15 protein-coding genes are annotated in these 20553 nt (G+C 70.6%); 14 read left to right on the top strand and 1 reads right to left on the bottom strand.

The window, feature by feature from the left end; all coding sequences use genetic code 11:
- Window positions 1-3: 3 nt before the first annotated feature.
- The 6 genes from polA (at window position 4) to QQX13_RS10255 (ending at window position 9194) form a co-directional block, all read left to right on the top strand.
- Window positions 4-2664 carry a DNA polymerase I gene (gene polA, locus QQX13_RS10280; RefSeq protein WP_367305457.1) on the top strand — a complete coding sequence of 887 codons (2661 nt, stop codon included), beginning with the start codon at window positions 4-6 and terminating at the stop codon, window positions 2662-2664.
- A 9-nt stretch (window positions 2665-2673) separates the two neighbouring features.
- The gene (locus QQX13_RS10275) at window positions 2674-3696 is read left to right on the top strand and encodes a 6-phosphofructokinase (protein WP_301121485.1); all 1023 of its coding nucleotides are present in this window, start codon (window positions 2674-2676) and stop codon (window positions 3694-3696) included.
- A gap of 134 nt (window positions 3697-3830) precedes the next feature.
- Window positions 3831-5321: a 30S ribosomal protein S1 gene (rpsA, locus tag QQX13_RS10270; protein ID WP_301121483.1), complete on the top strand. Its 1491-nt coding sequence runs from the start codon at window positions 3831-3833 to the stop codon at window positions 5319-5321.
- A 102-nt stretch (window positions 5322-5423) separates the two neighbouring features.
- Window positions 5424-6017 carry a dephospho-CoA kinase gene (gene coaE / locus QQX13_RS10265; protein ID WP_301153347.1) on the top strand — a complete coding sequence of 198 codons (594 nt, stop codon included), beginning with the start codon at window positions 5424-5426 and terminating at the stop codon, window positions 6015-6017.
- Between the two features lie 40 nt (window positions 6018-6057).
- On the top strand, window positions 6058-8121 hold the full coding sequence (gene uvrB / locus QQX13_RS10260; RefSeq protein WP_301153345.1) for an excinuclease ABC subunit UvrB: 2064 nt from the start codon (window positions 6058-6060) through the stop codon (window positions 8119-8121).
- Between the two features lie 56 nt (window positions 8122-8177).
- The gene (locus QQX13_RS10255) at window positions 8178-9194 is read left to right on the top strand and encodes a TerC family protein (protein ID WP_301121477.1); all 1017 of its coding nucleotides are present in this window, start codon (window positions 8178-8180) and stop codon (window positions 9192-9194) included.
- A 15-nt stretch (window positions 9195-9209) separates the two neighbouring features.
- Here the strand turns inward: QQX13_RS10255 and QQX13_RS10250 are convergent, their stop codons facing one another.
- Entirely contained in the window at window positions 9210-9509 is a 300-nt protein-coding gene (locus tag QQX13_RS10250; protein WP_301121475.1) for a YciI family protein, read from the bottom strand.
- Window positions 9510-9634: 125 nt separating this feature from the next.
- Here QQX13_RS10250 and uvrA point away from each other — a divergent pair, with 125 nt between their 5' ends.
- The 8 genes from uvrA (at window position 9635) to tpiA (ending at window position 20523) form a co-directional block, all read left to right on the top strand.
- Complete coding sequence (uvrA, locus tag QQX13_RS10245) at window positions 9635-12496, top strand: excinuclease ABC subunit UvrA (protein ID WP_301121473.1); 2862 nt, start codon at window positions 9635-9637, stop codon at window positions 12494-12496.
- Window positions 12497-12505: 9 nt separating this feature from the next.
- Entirely contained in the window at window positions 12506-14389 is a 1884-nt protein-coding gene (gene uvrC / locus QQX13_RS10240) for an excinuclease ABC subunit UvrC (protein ID WP_301121471.1), read from the top strand.
- Window positions 14386-15306, top strand: a complete 921-nt coding sequence (gene rapZ / locus QQX13_RS10235; RefSeq protein ID WP_301121469.1) for an RNase adapter RapZ — start codon at window positions 14386-14388, stop codon at window positions 15304-15306. Before uvrC ends, rapZ begins: the two co-directional genes overlap by 4 nt.
- Window positions 15303-16259, top strand: a complete 957-nt coding sequence (locus tag QQX13_RS10230; protein WP_301153343.1) for a gluconeogenesis factor YvcK family protein — start codon at window positions 15303-15305, stop codon at window positions 16257-16259. The genes rapZ and QQX13_RS10230 overlap by 4 nt, the downstream gene beginning before the upstream one ends.
- A 16-nt stretch (window positions 16260-16275) precedes the next feature.
- Window positions 16276-17259: a DNA-binding protein WhiA gene (gene whiA / locus QQX13_RS10225; protein WP_301121465.1), complete on the top strand. Its 984-nt coding sequence runs from the start codon at window positions 16276-16278 to the stop codon at window positions 17257-17259.
- A gap of 167 nt (window positions 17260-17426) precedes the next feature.
- Window positions 17427-18431 (top strand): type I glyceraldehyde-3-phosphate dehydrogenase, encoded by a 1005-nt coding sequence (gap, locus tag QQX13_RS10220; protein WP_301121463.1) that lies wholly within the window; start codon window positions 17427-17429, stop codon window positions 18429-18431.
- Window positions 18432-18537: 106 nt separating this feature from the next.
- Window positions 18538-19728, top strand: a complete 1191-nt coding sequence (locus QQX13_RS10215; protein WP_301153341.1) for a phosphoglycerate kinase — start codon at window positions 18538-18540, stop codon at window positions 19726-19728.
- 3 nt (window positions 19729-19731) lie between these two features.
- The gene (tpiA, locus tag QQX13_RS10210) at window positions 19732-20523 is read left to right on the top strand and encodes a triose-phosphate isomerase (protein WP_301121459.1); all 792 of its coding nucleotides are present in this window, start codon (window positions 19732-19734) and stop codon (window positions 20521-20523) included.
- Window positions 20524-20553 lie beyond the last annotated feature (30 nt).

Below are 20553 nucleotides of genomic sequence, written 5' to 3'. Positions count from 1 at the left end.
GTCGTGAGCGATTCCACCAAGGGCACCCTCCTGCTGGTCGACGGACTCTCGATGGCCTTCCGCGCGTTCTTCGGCCTCCCGGTCGAGAACTTCGCGACCTCGACGGGCGTGCCGACCAACGCCGTCTACGGCTTCACCACCATGCTGGCGACGCTCCTCAAGGACAACGCGCCGACGCATGTCGCCGTGGCGTTCGATCTGCCGGGCGGCACCTTCCGCACCGAGCGGCTGCCGTCCTACAAGGGCACGCGCGATGCGACACCGCCCGAGTTCGAGCCGCAGGTGCCGCTGATCCGGGAGATGCTCGACGCGCTGGGCGTGGTCGCCGTGGACCGGGCGGGCTACGAGGCGGACGACCTGCTCGCGACGTACGCGCGTCGGGGCCGCGAGGCCGGCATGGAGGTCCTGGTGGTGTCGGGCGACCGCGACACCATCCAGCTGGTGACCGAGACCGTCACCCTGCTCTACCCGCGCAAGGGGGTGTCGGACCTGGTGCGCTTCACTCCCGACGCCGTGGAGGAGAAGTACGGGGTGCGACCCCAGCAGTACCCGGATCTCGCGGCCCTGGTGGGCGAGACGAGCGACAACCTTCCGGGCGTGCCGAAGGTGGGACCCAAGACGGCCGCGAAGTGGATCGCCGCCTACGGGGGGCTGGAGGGCATCCTCGAGTCGGCCGACGACGTGCCCGGGGTCGCCGGCGCGAACCTGCGCGAGCACGTCGACCAGGTCCGCCTCAACCGCGAGCTCAACCATCTGCTCGACGACATGGACGTCGAGGTGCCGCTGGAGGCGCTCGAGTATCGCGGCGCCGACGCCGCGGCGATCCATCAGATGTGCGACAGCCTGCAGTTCCGCACGCTCAGGGACCGGCTGCTGCCGTTCGTCGCGGGAGGTGCGGAGGCGGCGCCGGCCCCCACGACCGAGGAGGTCGTGGTCACGACAGACGGCGCGGTCGCCGCGATCGCCGCCCTGCCCGGGCCGGTGGCCGTGCACGTCGACGGACGTGCGGGCGCGGACGCCGACGCGTGGGCGATCGGGGTGGCGGCCTCGTCGGCGTCGGCGTGGGGGGTCGACCTGTCTGCGCTCGACCCCGCCGAGGAGAGGGACCTCGGGGCATGGCTCGCGGACGCGTCCGTCCCGAAGGTGCTGCACGCGTCGAAGGACGCCTGGCATGCGCTGCAGGCGCGAGGATGGGACCTGGAGGGGGTCGTCGGCGACACGCAGATCGCGGCGTTCCTGGTCAACCCCGATCAGCGTGGCTTCGAGCTCGAGCAGATCGTGCAGCGACACCTCGGCGTCACCGTCGATGCGGGTGCGGCGGGGGACGAGCTCGACCTGGGGCTCGGCGGCGGAGTCGGCCGGACGGCAGGCGAACGTGCCGCGCTCGTGCGGGCGCTGGCCGACGTGCTCGACCCGATGGTCGAGGAGCGCGGCATGGGCGACCTGTACCGCGACCTCGAGGTCCCGCTGGTGGCGGTGCTGGCGCGGATGGAGCACGCGGGCATGGCGGTCGACGCCGCGACGCTCGCCGGGCTCCAGGACGAGGCGCGCGGCCGTCAGGACCGTGCCGCCGAGGAGGCGTACGCGGCTCTGGACGGCGACCGGGTGAACCTGGCGTCGCCCAAGCAGCTGCAGGAGGTGCTGTTCGATCGCCTCGGCATGCCCAAGACCAAGAAGATCAAGACGGGCTACTCGACCGACGCATCGTCGCTCGCCGAGCTCAACGAGAAGGCGCCGCATCCCTTCCTCAGCGCGCTGCTGGCGCATCGTGACGCCGCGAAGCTGGCGCAGATCATCGAGACGCTCGCGCAGGCCGTGCGCGCGGACGGCCGCATCCACACGACCTTCTCGCAGACGGTCGCCGCGACCGGCCGGCTGAGCTCGAAGGACCCGAACCTTCAGAACATCCCCATCCGCACGCCGGAGGGTCACCGCATCCGGGAGGCGTTCGTCGTCGGCGCGGGCTTCGAGACCCTGGTGACGGCGGACTACTCGCAGATCGAGATGCGGATCATGGCCCACCTGTCTGGCGACCAGGGGCTGATCGAGGCCTTCGCGGCGGGGGAGGACCTGCACCGCTTCGTCGGGTCCCGCGTGTTCCACGTCGCGCCCGAGGACGTGAGCCCGGAGATGCGGGCGCAGGTCAAGGCGATGTCGTACGGCCTGGCGTACGGACTCTCGTCCTTCGGGCTCGCGCGGCAGCTGTCGCTGCCCGTGGGCGCGGCGCAGGCGCTCATGGACGACTACTTCGCGCGCTTCGGCGCGGTGCGTGACTACCTGCGCGGCGTCGTCGAGCGCGCGCGCGACGACGGCTACACCGAGACGATCTTCGGACGTCGGCGCTACATCCCGGACCTCACCTCCACCAACCGCCAGCGCCGGGAGATCGCGGAGCGCATGGCGCTCAACGCGCCGATCCAGGGGTCCGCCGCGGACCTGATCAAGCGTGCCATGCTGGGCGTCGAGCGCAGACTGCGGGACGAACGTCTGGCATCACGCCAGGTACTTCAGGTGCATGATGAGCTCGTGGTCGAGACTGCACCGGGAGAGCGGGACGCGGTCGAGGCCATTCTCAGGGACGAGATGCACGCCGCAGGCGATCTCAGCGTCCCCCTCGAGGTCAACGTCGGAGTGGGCGGTGACTGGCGCACCGCAGGACATTAGGGTGGTTTCATGCGAATCGGACTTCTCACGGGCGGCGGCGACTGCCCCGGCCTGAACGCCGCGATCCGTGCGGTGGTCAAGCGCGGCACGTCGGAGCTCGGATGCTCCATCGTCGGCTTCAACAACGGCTGGCAGGGAGTGATCGACGGGGACGCGAAGCCCCTGACCCGTGACGACGTGTCCGGCATCCTCATCCACGGCGGGACCATGCTCGGCACCGCCCGATGCCACCCGCACAAGGTCGAGGGCGGCATGGAGGCGGTCAAGGACACGTTCGAGCACGAGAAGCTCGACGGGTTCATCTGCATCGGCGGCGACGGGACCCTCAAGGCGGCCGGCAAGGTCTCGAAGGCGCTCGGCGTGCCCGTGATCGGCATCCCGAAGACCATCGACAACGACGTGGTCGGCACCGACAACGCGATCGGCTTCGACACCGCCGTGACGGTCGCGACCGAGGCGGTCGACCGGCTGCACTCCACCGCCGAGTCGCACAACCGCGTGATGGTCGTCGAGCTGATGGGTCGCCACAGCGGCTGGATCGCGGTCACGGCGGGCATCGCCGGAGGCGCCGACATCATCCTCGCGCCCGAGGAGCCGTTCGACATCGACCAGATCGCGAAGCGCATCAAGCACCGCCACCGCTACAAGAACTTCTCGATCGTCGCGGTCGCCGAGGGTGCGATCCCCGCCGAGGGCACCACCTGGGAGGGCAACCCCACCATCGACGCCAAGGGCAACCCGATCGCCGGCTCGATCGGCCACGAGGTCACCAAGGCCATCGAGGCCCGCACCGGCTTCCCGACCCGCCTCACGGTGCTCGGCTACGTCCAGCGCGGCGGCGTGCCGACCGCGGCGGACCGGCTGCTGGGCACCCGCATGGGGATCGCCGCGATCGACGGGATCGTCGCCGGCGAGTCGCACAAGTTCACGGCCCAGCAGGGCGACCACATCGTCCTCGAGCCCTTCGAGACGATGATGGGCAAGACCAAGTGGGTGCCGGCGGATCTCCTCAAGGCGGCCAACGGCCTCTGAGGCCGGGCGCCGCGCCGCGGCGCGCGTTGTGCGTGACCCCTGTTCGAGGTATGATTTTCGTTGGCCTATCACGCCTGCGTGTCCGGCCTGTCCATATTCATACGATTCCCTGTCCACATCGGAGCTTCTCCTTCATGCCCGTTTCCACCCCCGAGTCCACCCCTATCGCCGTCAACGACATCGGCACCGCTGAGGACTTCCTCGCTGCCGTCGACGCGACCATCAAGAACTTCGACGACGGCGACCTCGTCGAGGGCACCATCGTCAAGGTCGACCGTGACGAGGTCCTCCTCGACATCGGCTACAAGACCGAGGGCGTCATCCCCGCTCGCGAGCTCTCCATCCGTCACGACGCCGACCCGGACGAGGTCGTCAACGTCGGCGACACCGTCGAGGCGCTCGTCCTCACCAAGGAGGACAAGGAGGGTCGCCTGATCCTCTCGAAGAAGCGCGCGCAGTACGAGCGCGCCTGGGGCTCGATCGAGAAGATCAAGGAGGAGGACGGCGTCGTCTCCGGCACCGTCATCGAGGTGGTCAAGGGCGGCCTGATCGTCGACATCGGCCTCCGCGGCTTCCTCCCGGCCTCGCTCGTGGAGATGCGTCGCGTGCGCGACCTCGCGCCCTACATCGGCCAGGCCATCGAGGCCAAGATCATCGAGCTCGACAAGAACCGCAACAACGTGGTCCTGTCGCGCCGTGCGTTCCTCGAGCAGACGCAGTCGGAGGTCCGCTCGTCGTTCCTCACCGCGCTCGCGCCGGGCCAGGTCCGCAAGGGTGTCGTCTCGTCGATCGTCAACTTCGGCGCGTTCGTCGACCTGGGCGGCGTGGACGGCCTCGTGCACGTCTCCGAGCTCTCGTGGAAGCACATCGACCACCCGTCCGAGGTCGTCTCGGTCGGCCAGGAGGTCGAGGTCGAGGTCCTCACCGTCGAGATGGACCGCGAGCGCGTCTCGCTGTCGCTCAAGGCGACCCAGGAGGACCCGTGGGCGGTCTACGCCCGCACCCACGCGATCGGTCAGATCGTCCCGGGCAAGGTCACCAAGCTCGTCCCGTTCGGCGCGTTCGTGCGCGTGTTCGAGGGCATCGAGGGCCTGGTGCACATCTCCGAGCTGGCGACCCGCCACGTGGAGCTGCCGGAGCAGGTCGTCTCGGCCGACGAGGACGTCTTCGTCAAGATCATCGACATCGACCTCGAGCGTCGCCGCATCTCGCTGTCCATCAAGCAGGCCAACGAGGGTGTCGACCCCCAGGGCGAGGACTTCGACCCCGCGCTGTACGGCATGACCGCCGAGTACGACGCCGCCGGCAACTACATCTACCCCGAGGGCTTCGACGCCGACACCCAGGAGTGGCGCGAGGGCTTCGACGAGGCCCGCGAGGCCTGGGAGGCCGAGTACGCGAAGGCGCACGAGCGCTGGGAGGCTCACAAGTCCTTCGTGGCCAAGCAGGACGCCGCGGCCGCCGAGGCCGAGGCCACCGCTCCGGCCGCCGCCCCCCGCAAGGGTGGCCGCAAGGGCGACGCCCCCGCGTCGTACTCGTCGCACGACGAGTCGACCAACGACCAGGGCACCCTGGCCTCGGACGAGCGTCTCGCCGCGCTGCGCGAGAAGCTCACCGGCAACTGATCCTCACCGATCTCACGGAGGCCGCCATCCCCTCGGGGGTGGCGGCCTCCGTCGTATCCGGCCTGCTTGGCGCCGGTGGGTGCCACGTGTGACACTTCATCCGTGCTGCGCATCGGTCTCACCGGAGGAATCGCCTCGGGCAAGTCGACGGCCCTGGCGCGCTTCGCGGAGCTGGGAGCGCGCGTGGTCGATCACGACCAGCTGTCGAGGCGCGCCGTCGCACCCGGATCGGCGGCGCTCGCCGACATCGCCCGCGAGTTCGGCCCCCGGCTGATCGTGAAGGACGAGCTGGACCGCGGCGCCCTCGCGCAGATCGTCTTCGCCGACGACCACGCGCTCGCGCGTCTCAACAGCATCGTCCATCCGTACGTCATGGCGATGGGCCAGGCGGCGGACCGTCAGGCGCGTGCCGAGGGCGTGCGCGTGATCGTCCATGACATCCCCTTGCTGGTCGAGACGGGGCAGGACGGGGAGTTCGACCTGGTGGTCACGGTGGCGGCGGACCTCGACACGCGGGTGCGCCGCATGATCGAGTCCCGCGGCATGACGGAGGACGATGCGCGGGCCCGGATCCGCGCCCAGGCGACCGACGAGCAGCGGGCCGCGGCGGCGGACGTGGTGCTGGACGGCAACGCGACGCCCGAGCACCTCGCGCGTCAGGTCGACGACTTCTGGCACGTGCACGTCCCGTCGTGAGCGCGACGGCGGTGTCGGACCCCCGGCGTACCGTAGTCGCATGACGCGACCCGATCTCCGCCGCAGCGAGGCCCCGTTCCAGGTGGTCTCGGAGTACCGGCCCAGCGGCGACCAGCCCAAGGCGATCGACCAGCTCGCCGCCCGCCTGCAGGCGGGGGAGCAGGACGTGGTGCTGCTCGGCGCCACGGGCACCGGCAAGTCGGCGACCACCGCGTGGCTCGTGGAGCGGCTGCAACGCCCCACCCTCGTCATGGCGCACAACAAGACGCTCGCGGCCCAGCTGGCGAACGAGTTCCGCGACCTGCTGCCGAACAACGCCGTCGAGTACTTCGTCTCGTACTACGACTACTACCAGCCCGAGGCGTACGTGCCGCAGACGGACACGTTCATCGAGAAGGACTCGTCGATCAACGAGGAGGTCGAGCGCCTGCGCTACTCGGCGACCAACTCGCTGCTGACGCGACGCGACGTCGTGGTGGTCTCCTCCGTGTCCTGCATCTACGGCCTGGGCACGCCGGAGGAGTACATCGAGGGCATGGTCACGCTCGCCGTCGGCGACGTGGTCGACCGTGACGCGCTGCTGCGCGAGTTCGTGCAGATGCAGTACTCGAGGAACGACCTCGCGTTCACGCGCGGCACGTTCCGTGTGCGCGGCGACACCGTCGAGATCATCCCCGTGTACGAGGAGCTCGCGATCAGGATCGAGATGTTCGGCGACGAGGTCGAGGCGCTGTACACGCTCCATCCCCTCACCGGCGACATCGTCGAGCGGCGTCAGCAGGTGCACATCTTCCCGGCGTCCCACTACGTCGCCAGCGAGCAGCGCATGAACCGCGCGATCAGCACGATCGAGATCGAGCTGGGGGAGCGGCTGCAGGAGCTGGAGCGGCAGAACAAGCTGCTCGAGGCCCAGCGGCTCAAGATGCGCACCACCTTCGACCTCGAGATGATGCGCTCCGTCGGCACGTGCTCCGGCATCGAGAACTACTCGCGCCACATCGAGCAGCGCGAGGCAGGCACGCCCCCGCACACGCTGCTCGACTACTTCCCGGACGACTTCCTCCTGGTGATCGACGAGTCTCACGTGACGGTGCCCCAGATCGGCGCGATGTTCGAGGGCGACACCTCCCGTAAGCGCACGCTCGTCGAGCACGGCTTCCGGCTCCCGTCGGCGATGGACAACCGGCCGCTCAAGTGGGACGAGTTCAAGGAGCGGATCGGTCAGACGGTGTACCTCTCCGCGACCCCCGGGCGGTACGAGCTGGAGCGCGCGGACGGCGTGGTCGAGCAGATCATCCGCCCCACCGGGCTGGTGGATCCCCGGATCGTGGTGAAGCCCACCGAGGGCCAGATCGACGACCTGCTCGAGGAGATCCGCACCCGTGTCGAGCGGGACGAGCGCGTGCTCGTCACCACGCTCACCAAGAAGATGGCCGAGGACCTCACCGAGTATCTGGGGGACCGGGGCGTCCGCGTCGAGTACCTGCACTCCGACGTCGACACCCTGCGGCGCGTGGAGCTGCTCCGCGAGCTGCGGATGGGACGCTTCGACGTGCTCGTCGGCATCAACCTCCTGCGCGAGGGTCTCGACCTGCCGGAGGTGTCGCTCGTCTCGATCCTCGACGCCGACAAGGAGGGGTTCCTGCGGTCCGGCACCTCGCTCATCCAGACCATCGGACGCGCGGCCCGCAACGTCTCGGGCGAGGTCCACATGTATGCGGACACCATCACGGACTCGATGGCCTCGGCGATCGACGAGACCAACAGGCGCCGCGACATGCAGATCGCGTTCAACGAGGCGAACGGCATCGACCCGACGCCGCTGCGGAAGCGGATCGGCGACATCACGGAGATGCTCGCGCGCGAGGAGGCCGACACGGCGCAGACCCTCGCCGACGCCAGGACGGCGCCGACCCCGGGCTCCGACGGCAAGCGGTCCCTCCTCGCGCAGCGGCCGGCGGAGGAGCTGTCGCAGCTCATCGAGGACCTCTCCGCCCAGATGAGAGGCGCGGCCGCGGACCTGCAGTTCGAGATCGCCGCGCGCCTGAGGGACGAGATCGGCGAGCTGAAGAAGGAGCTGCGTCAGATGATCGACGCGGGCTGAACGCCTCCGGACCGGGGACGCCGCGGCTCGAGGTCGCGCGCGCCTAGGATGGTCCGGTGGAATCCGGACTCGTGTGGGCGATCACCATCGCGGGCATCGTGGGGCTGTTCGTCTTCGACTTCGTCGTCGTGGTCGCGAAGCCGCACGTCCCCAGCTTCCGCGAGTCAGCGCTGTGGTCCGTCTTCTACATCGTCCTCGCGCTCGCCTTCGGCGCCTCGATGTGGCTGTGGAACCTGCCGCACAAGGGCACGGAGTTCCTCGCCGGCTTCATCACGGAGAAGTCGCTCTCGGTCGACAACCTCTTCGTCTTCATGGTGATCCTGTCGCGCTTCGCGGTACCGGCGAAGCAGCGCCAGCGCGTGCTGCTGATCGGGATCGCCATCGCGCTGGTCCTGCGCGGCGTCTTCATCGCCGCCGGGGCGGCCGCGCTCCACACGTTCAGCTGGAGCTTCTACCTGTTCGGCGCGTTCCTGCTCTACACGGCCGTGGTCATCGCTCGGGAGGGCGGCGCCGAGGAGGGTGAGGTCGAGTACAAGGAGAACGCGATGGTGCGGTGGGCGCGTCGTCACCTGCCGGTGACCGACGGCTACCGCGACGGGCGCTTCGTCATCCGTGAGGCGGGACGGCGCATGGTGACCCCCATGGTGCTCGTGATCCTCGCGATCGGCGGCACCGACGTCCTGTTCGCGCTCGACTCCATCCCGGCGATCTTCGGGCTGACCCAGGACCCGTACATCGTCTTCACCGCCAACGCCTTCGCGCTGCTCGGCCTGCGCCAGCTGTTCTTCCTCGTGGACGGCCTGCTCGAGCGGCTGGTCTACCTGTCCTACGGCCTCGCGGTGATCCTCGCGTTCATCGGCGTGAAGCTGGTGCTCGAGGCGCTGCACGCGAACTCGCTGCCGTTCATCAACGGCGGCGAGCCGGTCCACGTGCCGGAGATCTCCTCATGGGTGTCGCTCGGCGTGATCATCGTGGTGATCGCGGTCGCCACCGTCGCGTCGCTGATCGCGTCCACGCGGGGCGCGACGCTGCCGCGGCATCCCGACCACAGCGAGGGACACCCTCAGGACTGACCGCGGAGCGGGGTGCTAGGCGGGGAAGTCACGGGCCGGCCACGCCCCGAAGGCGGGCCACTCGCGGATCGACCTCTCGGGCACCAGCCCGGCCAGCACGTAGGGGTCGTTCGCGACGATCTGCTCGGCCTCGTCGAGCGAGTCGACGTCGAGGACGATCAGTGCGCCGGGCTGCAGCGCGTCGCCGTAGCGTCCGATGGCGGGGCAGCGGCCGGACGCCGCGAGGGCGCGGAAGTGCGCGAGGTGCTCGGGACGGCGGGCGGCGCGGTCGTCGGCGCGCTCGTCGTAGGTGTAGTGGACGGCGTAGAGGCTCATGGGCTCATCCTGCCGCACACGCCGCGCCGCGTCCCGACCCCGGCGTGCCGGCCGGGGCCGGCCGAGGGGGCGCGACACGCGGGATCGAACGTGTGTTCGAAGGCGTTTCCGCGTAGCATGGCCGGGTGAACGACCGTCTCCTCGTCCGCGGTGCTCGCGAGCACAACCTCAAGGGTGTCGACCTCGACCTGCCGCGCGACTCGCTCATCGTCTTCTCCGGCCTCTCCGGCTCCGGCAAGTCCTCGCTGGCCTTCGACACCATCTTCGCCGAGGGCCAGCGTCGCTACGTCGAGTCGCTCAGCGCCTACGCCCGCCAGTTCCTTGGCCAGATGGACAAGCCCGACGTCGACTTCATCGAGGGTCTCAGCCCCGCCGTCAGCATCGACCAGAAGTCGACCAACCGGAACCCTCGGTCGACCGTCGGCACCATCACCGAGGTCTACGACTACCTGCGCCTGCTCTTCGCGCGCGTCGGGACGCCGCACTGCCCGGTGTGCGGCGAGGTGATCCAGGCGCAGACTCCCCAGCAGATCGTGGACTCGGTGCTCGCCCTGCCGGAGGGCACCCGCTACCAGGTGCTCGCGCCGGTGATCCGGGGCCGCAAGGGCGAGTACGCGGAGCTGTTCGCGGATCTCCAGCAGCAGGGGTTCGCCCGTGCCCGGGTCGACGGGGAGACGGTGCAGCTGAGCGAGCCGCCGCAGCTCGAGAAGAAGCTCAAGCACGACATCGAGGTGGTGGTCGACCGCCTGGTCGCGCGCGACGGCGTGCGCCAGCGCCTCACCGACTCGGTGGAGACCGCGCTGCGCATCGCCGACGGCCTGGTCGTGATCGATCCGGTCGACGGCGAGATCGAGCCGCGCCGCTACTCGGAGAAGCGCGCCTGCCCCAACGACCACGTGCTGACGCTGGAGGAGATGGAGCCGCGCACGTTCTCGTTCAACGCGCCCTACGGCGCGTGCCCCGAGTGCACGGGGATCGGCGTCAGGCTCGAGGTCGACCCGGATCTGGTGGTCCCGGACCGGCAGCTCTCGCTGCGCGGCGGGGCCGTGGCGCCGTGGGCCGCCACCAGCTCCGACTACTTCGACCGCACGCTCTCCGCGCTCGCCGCGGACCTGGGCTTCTCGATGGACGATGCGTGGGAGGACCTCCCGGCGGACGTCCAGGCGGCGATCCTCACGGGCAAGGACTACAAGGTCCACGTGAAGTTCCGGAACCGCTACGGCCGCGAGCGGCAGTACACGACCGGCTTCGAGGGCGTCATCACGTGGCTCGAGCGCCTGCACGAGCAGACGGAGTCCGAGTTCGCGCGGGACAAGTACGAGTCGTACATGCGTGAGGTGCCGTGCCCGGTCTGCCGCGGCACTCGCCTCAAGCCCGAGGTGCTCGCCGTGAGCATCGGCGGGCGGTCGATCGCGGAGGTCTGCGAGCTCTCCATCGCCGACGCGCGGGACTTCCTGCTCACGGCCGAGCTCGACGAGCGCGGTCGGCAGATCGCGGTCCAGGTGCTCAAGGAGATCGACGCGCGGCTCGGCTTCCTGCTCGACGTGGGCCTCGACTACCTCACGCTCGCGCGCGCCGCGGGCACGCTGTCGGGCGGCGAGGCGCAGCGGATCCGTCTGGCGACGCAGATCGGCTCGGGGCTGGTGGGCGTGCTCTACGTGCTCGACGAGCCGAGCATCGGCCTCCACCAGCGCGACAACCGGCGACTCATCGACACGCTCACACGCCTGCGGGACCTGGGCAACACGCTGATCGTCGTGGAGCACGACGAGGACACCATCCGCACCGCGGACTGGGTGGTCGACATCGGCCCGGGCGCGGGGGAGCACGGCGGAGAGGTGGTCCACTCGGGCACCTACGAGGAGCTGCTCGTCAACGAGCGCTCGGTGACGGGCGCCTACGTCGCCGGCCGCCGGACCATCGAGCTGCCGGCGGAGCGCCGCCCGGTGGACCCGAACCGCCGGCTCACCGTCGTCGGCGCCCGCGAGCACAACCTGCAGGACATCGACGTCGACTTCCCGCTCGGCGTCCTCACCTCCGTCACGGGTGTGTCCGGCTCGGGCAAGTCGACGCTGGTCAACAGCATCCTGTACACGAGCCTCGCGAACACGCTCAACGGGGCCCGCCAGGTGCCGGGCCGTCACACGCGGATCACCGGCGTCGACCAGCTCGACAAGATCGTCCACGTCGACCAGGGGCCGATCGGCCGCACGCCGCGGTCGAACCCCGCGACGTACACGGGGGTCTGGGACAAGGTGCGGAAGCTGTTCGCCGACACCCAGGAGGCGAAGGTCCGGGGCTACGGACCGGGCCGCTTCTCCTTCAACGTCAAAGGTGGACGATGCGAGTCGTGCGCCGGCGACGGGACGCTGAAGATCGAGATGAACTTCCTCCCCGACGTGTACGTCCCCTGCGAGGTCTGCAAGGGGGCGCGATACAACCGCGAGACCCTCGAGGTGCACTTCAAGGGCAAGAACGTGGCCGACGTGCTGGACATGCCGATCGAGGAGGCCGCCGACTTCTTCGAGGCGATCCCCGCGATCTCGCGCCACCTGCGCACCCTGGTCGAGGTGGGCCTCGGCTACGTCCGCCTGGGTCAGCCCGCGCCGACCCTGTCCGGAGGCGAGGCGCAGCGCGTCAAGCTCGCATCCGAGCTGCAGCGACGGTCCACCGGCCGCACCGTGTACGTGCTCGACGAGCCCACCACGGGCCTGCACTTCGAGGACGTGCGCAAGCTGCTCGGGGTCCTCCAGGGGCTGGTGGACAAGGGCAACACCGTGATCGTGATCGAGCACAACCTCGACGTGATCAAGTCATCCGACTGGCTGATCGACATGGGTCCGGAGGGCGGCTCCGGCGGCGGCATGGTGGTCGCCGAGGGCACGCCCGAGCAGGTCGCGGGCGCCGACGGCTCCCACACCGGGGTGTTCCTCGCGGAGATCCTGGGCACGGCGCCGGCGGCGCGCACGGCATCCGCGCGGACCTAGGCTGGCGGCGTGACCGATCCCGCCTCCTACCGGCCGGCGCCTGGCTCCATCCCCGCGAAGCCGGGCGTGTACCGCTTCCGGGACCCCCATGGCCGGGTCGTCTACGTCGGGAAGGCGAAGAGCCTGCGCGCCCGGCTCGCGAACTACTTCCAGGACCCCGCCCAGCTGCACCCGCGCACCCGGCAGATGGTCACCACCGCATCGTCCGTCGACTGGACCGTGGTCCGCAGCGAGGTCGAGGCGCTGATCCTCGAGCACACGTGGATCAAGCAGTACGACCCGCGCTTCAACGTGGTCTTCAAGGACGACAAGTCGTATCCGTACCTCGCGGTCACCATGAACGAGCAGTACCCGCGCATGCAGGTGATGCGGGGGGACCGGAGGAAGGGCGTGCGCTACTTCGGCCCCTACGCCAAGGCGTGGGCGATCCGTGAGACCGTCGACACCCTGCTCACCGCGCTGCCGATGCGGACGTGCGCGCCGGGCGTCTTCCGCAAGGCGGAGCGGCAGGGCCGTCCGTGCCTGCTCGGCTACATCGACAAGTGCGCCGCGCCATGCGTGGGGCGCGTCTCCGAGGAGGAGCACCGCGAGCTCGCCGAGCGGGTGTGCCAGGTGCTCGCCGGCGACGCCAAGAGCATCGTGCGCGACCTGACGCGATCCATGCAGGCGGCGGCCGAGCGGGAGGACTTCGAGGCAGCGGCGCGTGCCCGGGACAGGCTCCGCGCGCTCGACAACGTGATGGCGCGCAACGCGATCGTGCTCGCGGCCGGGGTCGACGCCGACGTGTTCTCGCTCGCGGACGACGAGCTCGAGGCCGCGGCCCACGTGTTCCACGTCCGCGACGGCCGCATCGCGGGCGAGCGCGGCTGGGTGGTCGACAAGCCCGAGCCGCTCGACCCGGCGGGGATGGTCGGCCAGCTGGTGCAGGAGGCGTACGGCGCGGCGGAGCGCGAGGAGATCCCGACCGAGGTGCTGGTGCCGTTCCTGCCGGACGACGCGCCGGCCCTCACCGAGTGGCTGAGCGGGGTGCGCGGAGCGAAGGTGTCGATGCGCGTCCCGTCGCGAGGCAAGAAGGCGGAGCTCGCGCAGACGGGCGCGGGGAACGCGACCCAGGTGCTCGAGCAGCACCGCCTCAAGCGCGCCTCCGACCTCACCACCCGGTCGGCGGCGCTCCAGGAGCTTCAGGACGCGCTGGCGCTCGACCAGGCACCGCTGCGGATCGAGTGCTACGACATCTCGCACACGCAGGGCACGAATCAGGTCGGCTCGATGGTGGTCTTCGAGGACGCCATCGCGCGCAAGGCGGAGTACCGCCAGTTCTCCATCGCGGACGCGGTCGACGACACCGCCGCCATGCACGAGGTCCTCTCCCGGCGGTTCCGGCGCTACCTCGAGGAGTCGCAGCTGCCGCCGGAGGAGCGGGAGAGCGCGCGGTTCGCGTACCCCCCGCAGCTGGTGGTGGTCGACGGTGGCCTGCCGCAGGTGAACGCCGCCCGCCGGACGCTCGACGAGGTCGGCGTGCCCGAGATCGCGGTGGTGGGGCTCGCGAAGCGGCTCGAGGAGGTGTGGGTGCCGGGCGACGACTTCCCGGTGATCCTCCCGCGTGGCTCGGAGGCGCTCTACCTGCTCCAGCGCGTGCGGGACGAGGCCCACCGCTTCGCCATCAAGAACCACCGCGCGAAGCGCACGAAGGCGATGAAGGTGTCGCAGCTCGACCAGGTGGCCGGGGTCGGCCCGACCCGAGCGAAGGCCCTGATCACCCACTTCGGGTCCCTCGCGCGCCTCAAGGAGGCGTCGATCGAGCAGATCGCGCTGGTGCCGGGTGTGGGCGAGGGCACCGCGCGGACTGTCTACGCGGCCCTGCACGGGGAGGGTGGCATGCTGGGCGCATGACGGATGAGGTCCCCCCGGTCACCTTCCCCTCCGGCATCCCCCTGCCTGTCCTGGACATGACGGGCGTCTCCGCTCAGGTCATCGTCCTCACGGGCATGTCGGGCGCGGGACGCACCAAGGCCGCCGCCGTCCTCGCGGACCTCGGCTGGTACGTCGTCGACAACCTCCCGCCCCAGCTCCTGGGCGGCCTGGTCGCGATGGTCGGCCGGGGCGGGCGCGACCGGCTCGCCGCTGTGGTCGACGTGCGCGGGGGCGAGTTCTTCCAGGACGTCGAGGCGGCGCTCGACGACCTGGAGGCCCGCGGCGTCCCCGTCCGGCTCATCTTTCTGGACGCCTCCGACCAGGCGCTCGTGCGGCGGTTCGAGGAGGCCCGACGGCCGCACCCGCTGCAGGGCGCGGGCACGCTCCTCGAGGGCATCTCGCGGGAGCGCGTGGCCCTCGCCGCGGTCCGGGAGCGCGCCACCGAGCTGGTCGACACGAGCGACCTCAACGTCCACCAGCTCCGGGACGTGATGACGGACGTGGCGGGGGAGGGCGACCGCCCGCTGCAGGTCAACGTGCAGTCGTTCGGCTTCAAGAACGGCGTGCCTCACGACGCCGACTTCGTGGCCGACGTGAGATTCCTGCACAACCCGCACTGGGTCCCCGAGCTGCGTCCCCTCACCGGTCTCGACCAGCCCGTGCGCGACTACGTGCTCGGCTCCGATGGCGCGGACGAGTTCGTGACGGGATACGCGGACGTCATGGGCACCGTGCTGGACCGCTACCGGGCCCACGACAAGCACTCGGTCACCATCGGCGTGGGCTGCACCGGCGGCAAGCACCGGTCCGTCGCCGTCGCGGAGGAGCTCGGCCGCGTGCTTGCGGAGCGCGGCTACCAGGTCCGCGTGAGCCACCGCGACCGGGGCCGGTCGTGACGCCCGCGCCGCACGTGGTGGCCCTCGGCGGCGGCCACGGCCTGTACGCGAGCCTGACCGCGCTGCGCGGGCGCTGCGAGGTGCTGACGGCGGTGGTGACGGTCGCGGACGACGGGGGCTCGTCCGGCCGCATCCGCGCCGAGATGCCGGTGCCGCCGCCGGGGGACCTGCGCATGGCGCTGTCCGCCCTGTGCGAGGACACCGACTGGGGCCGGACGTGGCGCGACGTGCTGCAGTGGCGGTTCGCCACCACGGGCCCCCTCGACGGCCACGCCGTCGGGAACCTCCTGATCGCCGGACTGTGGGACCGCACGGGCGGGATCGTCGAGGGCCTGGACTGGGTGGCCCGCCTCCTGCGCTGCGAGGGACGGGTCCTTCCCGTGTCGACCGAGCCGATCGTCGTGAGCGCGCACGTCGAGGGCAGGGACGGCGTGCTGCGCCGGGTCGAAGGCCAGGTCGCCGTGGCGACCGCGCAGGGCCGGGTGCGCGACCTGGCCGTCTCGCCCGCCGACCCCGCGGTGCCCGCGGCGACGCTCGAGGCGATCGCGGACGCGGACGCGGTCATCCTCGGACCGGGCAGCTGGTACACCTCGGTGCTCACGCACTTCCTGGTGCCGCGGGTCGCGGAGGCGCTGGTCGCGGCGGGCGGGCGGACCATCCTGACGCTCAACATCGCGCATGAGGACGAGGAGACGGCCGGCACCGACCGGGTCGACGACGTCGCGGTGCTGCGCGCGGCGGCCCCCGGCTTCGTGCCGGCGGCGGTGCTCGCCGACGCGACCCACGACGAGCCGCGGCTGCGCGCCGCGGTCGAGGACTGGGGCGCACGGTTCGTGGTGGCGCCGATGCGGGCGGACGATGCGGTGGACAGGCATGACGTGGTCAGGCTGGGCGAGCAGTACGCGCAGCTGCTCGCCGAGGTGGCCGCGGGCGGCTCCGCGATGCGCCGATGAATGGCAGGATTGCGCCATGGCTTTGACGGCAGAGGTGAAGGACGAGCTTGCCCGCGTGCCCCTCGAGAGGGTGTCCGCGCGCAAGGCCGAGATCGCGGCGACCCTCCGGTTCGCGGGGGGCCTGCACATCGTCTCCGGGCGGATCGTGATCGAGGCCGAGCTCGACACCGCGATCGCCGCGCGGCGCCTGCGCCAGTTCATCGGCGAGACCTACGGCCTGAGCTCCGAGATCATCGTGGTGTCCGGCGGCGCCCTGAAGAAGGGCAACCGCTACGTCGTCCGCGTGGTCAAGGAGGGCGAGGCCCTGGCCCGCCAGACCGGCCTGCTCGACCACCGCGGCCGCCCGGTGCGGGGCCTCCCGCCCCACGTGGTCGGGGGTTCGATCGAGGACACCGTGGCCGCGTGGCGCGGAGCGTTCCTCGCGCACGGCTCGCTCACCGAGCCGGGTCGCTCCTCCGCGCTCGAGGTCACCTCGCCCGGCCCCGAGGCGGCGCTCGCCCTCGTGGGCGCGGCGCGCCGTCTCGGCATCTCCGCGAAGTCGCGCGAGGTCCGCGGGGTCGACCGCGTGGTGATCCGCGACGGCGACGCCATCGCGAGCCTCCTCACGCGCCTGGGAGCCCACGGCTCCGTGCTGGTGTGGGAGGAGAAGCGCACCCGTCGCGAGGTGCGCGGCACCGCCAACCGGCTCGCGAACTTCGACGACGCGAACCTCCGGCGCTCGGCGCGCGCCGCCGTGGCCGCGGGCGCGCGCGTGGACCGAGCGTTCGAGATCCTCGGCGACGAGGTCCCCGATCACCTGCGCGAGGCCGGCGAGCTGCGCCTCGCGAACAAGGAGGCGTCCCTCGAGGAGCTGGGCAAGCTGGCCGACCCGCCGCTCACGAAGGACGCCGTCGCGGGGCGCATCCGGCGCCTGCTGGCGACCGCCGACAAGCGCGCGGAGGAGCTCGGCATCCCGGATACCGAGGCGGGTATCGCACAGGAGCTTCTCGACCTCGACTAGGGGAAATCCCAGGTCCGGTCCGGGACCTCGGTCCGCGTGGCGGGCTTCCGCGTAAGTAGTAGGCTTCAAGGAGTGGCCCGCCACAGGCGGCGTCCGGCGCACGTGGTCGTGCGCAGTCCACATCCACAATCGCGTCGCCCCGGCGACGCACCCGGAGGAGACCAAAAGTGACCATCAAGGTCGGTATCAACGGCTTCGGCCGCATCGGACGTAACTTCTTCCGCGCCGCGCGCGAGCTCGGCTTCGACTTCGAGGTGGTGGGTGTCAACGACCTCACCGACAACGCGACCCTCGCGCACCTCCTCAAGTACGACACCGTCCTGGGCAAGTTCCCGGGCGAGGTGACCTTCGACGACGAGAACCTCTACGTCGACGGCAAGGCGATCAAGGCCCTGGCCGAGCGCGACCCCGCCAACCTCCCCTGGGGCGAGCTGGGCGCCGACATCGTCATCGAGTCGACCGGCTTCTTCACCGACGCCGAGAAGGCCAAGGCCCACATCGCCGCGGGCGCCAAGAAGGTCATCATCTCCGCCCCGGCGAAGAACGAGGACGCCACCTTCGTCGTGGGTGTGAACCACACCGACTACGACCCGGCCGCCCACAACGTGATCTCGAACGCGTCGTGCACCACCAACTGCCTCGCGCCCTTCGCGAAGGCCCTCAACGACGCGATCGGCATCGAGCGTGGCCTCATGACCACGATCCACGCCTACACCGGTGACCAGAACCTGCAGGACGGCCCGCACAAGGACCTCCGTCGTGCCCGCGCCGCCGCGCAGAACATCGTCCCCACCTCGACCGGTGCCGCCAAGGCCGTGGCCCTGGTGCTCCCCGAGCTCAAGGGCAAGCTGGACGGCTTCGCGATGCGCGTGCCGACCATCACCGGCTCCGCCACCGACCTCACCTTCGAGGCGTCGCGTGAGACCTCCATCGAGGAGGTCAACGCCGCGATCAAGGCTGCGGCCGAGGGCGCCATGGCCGGCACGCTGTCCTACGTCGAGGACGACATCGTCTCCTCGGACATCATCGGCGACTCGCACCAGTCGATCTTCGACTCGAAGCTCACCAAGGTGAACGGCTCGACGGTCAAGGTCGTGTCCTGGTACGACAACGAGTGGGGCTACTCCGCCTCGCTCGCGAAGCTCACCAACTACGTGGGCGAGCGCCTCTAAGCGCCTGAGCACGATGTGACTGCAGCGACGGCCGCGCACGCTTGGCGTGTGCGGCCGTCGTCGCGTCAGCACGGTTTCGATCCACCCCTTCCTCTCAGGAGACACCATGAAGACCATCGACTCGCTCGGTGACCTCACCGGCAAGAAGGTGCTGGTCCGCTCGGACCTCAACGTCCCGCTGGACGGCACCACGATCACCGACGACGGCCGCGTCCGCGCCTCGGTGCCCACCATCCAGAAGCTGCTCGGCGCCGGCGCCGCGGTCATCGTCACCGCGCACCTGGGCCGTCCCAAGGGCGCGCCGGAGGACAAGTACTCCCTGGCGCCCGCCGCGGCCCGCCTCGCGGAGCTGCTCGGCCAGCCCGTGACCCTCGCGGAGGACCTCGTCGGCGAGTCGGCGAATGCCGTCACCGCCGCGCTCGAGCCCGGCCAGGTCGCGATGCTCGAGAACGTGCGCTTCGACGCGCGCGAGACCTCCAAGGTCGACGAGGAGCGCCAGGCGCTCGCCGCGGAGCTCGCCGCGTTCGCGGACGTGTTCGTGTCCGACGGCTTCGGCGTCGTCCACCGCAAGCAGGCCTCCGTCTACGACGTCGCGCAGATCCTGCCCGCGGCCGCCGGCACCCTGGTCGAGAAGGAGGTCGTCTCGCTGTCGAAGGCCGTGACCGACCCCGCCCGTCCCTACGCCGTCGTGCTCGGCGGCTCGAAGGTGTCGGACAAGCTCGGCGTCATCGCGAACCTCCTGACCAAGGCCGACCGCCTCCTGATCGGCGGTGGCATGGTCTTCACCTTCCTCGCCGCCAAGGGCTACGAGGTGGGCAGCTCGCTCCTCGAGCAGGACCAGATCGACACCGTCAAGGGCTACCTCGCGACCGCGGAGGCCAACGGCGTCGAGATCGTGCTCCCGACCGACATCGTCGCGGCCGACCGCTTCGCCGCGGACGCCGACGCCGTGGTGGTCGCGGCCGACGCGATCCCCGCGGACCGCATGGGCCTCGACATCGGCCCCGACTCGGCCGCGCTGTTCGCGTCCAAGATCGCGGACGCCAAGACCATCGTCTGGAACGGCCCCATGGGCGTGTTCGAGATGGAGGCCTTCGCGAACGGCACCAAGGCCGTCGCGCAGGCCATGATCGACTCCGAGGGCTTCTCGGTCGTCGGCGGCGGCGACTCCGCCGCGGCCGTGCGCCTGCTCGGCTTCGACGAGGCCGGATTCGGCCACATCTCCACGGGCGGCGGAGCGTCGCTCGAACTTCTCGAGGGCAAGGTCCTGCCGGGCCTCGCCGTGCTGGAGGGCTGAACCATGGCACGTACCCCGCTGATCGCCGGCAACTGGAAGCTCAACCTCGACCACCTCGAGGCGACGCACACCGTGCAGAAGCTCGCGTGGCTCCTGCGCGACGCCAAGCACGACTACTCCGAGGTCGAGGTCGCGGTGCTCGCGTCCTTCACCTCGCTGCGCTCCGTGCAGACGCTCGTCGACGCCGACCAGCTCGAGCTCAAGTACGGCGCCCAGGACATCTCGCAGCACGCGTCCGGCGCGTACACCGGCGAGGTCTCCGGCACCCAGCTGTCGAAGCTCGGCGTGTCCTACGTGGCCGTCGGCCACTCGGAGCGTCGCCAGTACCACGGCGAGACCGACGAGATCGTCGCGGCGAAGACCCAGGCGGCCTTTGCCAACGGCATCGTCCCGATCGTGTGCGTGGGCGAGGGCCTCGACATCCGCAAGGCCGGCGAGCACGTGCCCTACACGCTCGCCCAGGTCGACGGCGCGCTCAAGGACCTGCCGGCCGAGCAGGCCAAGGACGTGGTCATCGCGTACGAGCCCGTGTGGGCCATCGGCACCGGCGAGGTCGCGACCCCGGCGGACGCGCAGGAGGTGTGCGCCGCGATCCGCGTCCGCATCGCCGAGCTCTACGACGCCGAGCTCGCTGACGGCGTCCGCGTCCTGTACGGCGGATCCGTGAAGTCGAGCTCGATCGCCCAGCTCATGGCCGAGGCCGACGTGGACGGCGGCCTGGTCGGCGGCGCGAGCCTCGACCCGGAGGAGTTCTCCAAGATCGCACGCTTCAAGGCGCACCAGGTCGGCCTCTAGCCGACCCGCCGCGGCCCGGGGGGGCCCCCC

Origin of the sequence: Demequina lignilytica, assembly GCF_030418375.1 — a bacterium.
Taxonomy (GTDB): Bacteria; Actinomycetota; Actinomycetes; order Actinomycetales; family Demequinaceae; genus Demequina; species Demequina lignilytica.
Note: the sequence above shows the minus strand (reverse complement) of the source record. Positions and strands in the feature narration are given on the sequence as shown.

Excerpts from the sequence above, each read along its gene's own strand:
- QQX13_RS10275 (WP_301121485.1), top strand. The coding sequence starts at position 2,674 with ATGCGAATCGGACTTCTCACGGGCGGCGGCGACTGCCCCGGCCTGAAC.
- rpsA (WP_301121483.1), top strand. The coding sequence starts at position 3,831 with ATGCCCGTTTCCACCCCCGAGTCCACCCCTATCGCCGTCAACGACATC.
- uvrB (WP_301153345.1), top strand. The coding sequence starts at position 6,058 with ATGACGCGACCCGATCTCCGCCGCAGCGAGGCCCCGTTCCAGGTGGTC.
- QQX13_RS10250 (WP_301121475.1), bottom strand. The coding sequence starts at position 9,509 with ATGAGCCTCTACGCCGTCCACTACACCTACGACGAGCGCGCCGACGAC.
- rapZ (WP_301121469.1), top strand. The coding sequence starts at position 14,386 with ATGACGGATGAGGTCCCCCCGGTCACCTTCCCCTCCGGCATCCCCCTG.
- whiA (WP_301121465.1), top strand. The coding sequence starts at position 16,276 with ATGGCTTTGACGGCAGAGGTGAAGGACGAGCTTGCCCGCGTGCCCCTC.
- QQX13_RS10215 (WP_301153341.1), top strand. The coding sequence starts at position 18,538 with ATGAAGACCATCGACTCGCTCGGTGACCTCACCGGCAAGAAGGTGCTG.
- tpiA (WP_301121459.1), top strand. The coding sequence starts at position 19,732 with ATGGCACGTACCCCGCTGATCGCCGGCAACTGGAAGCTCAACCTCGAC.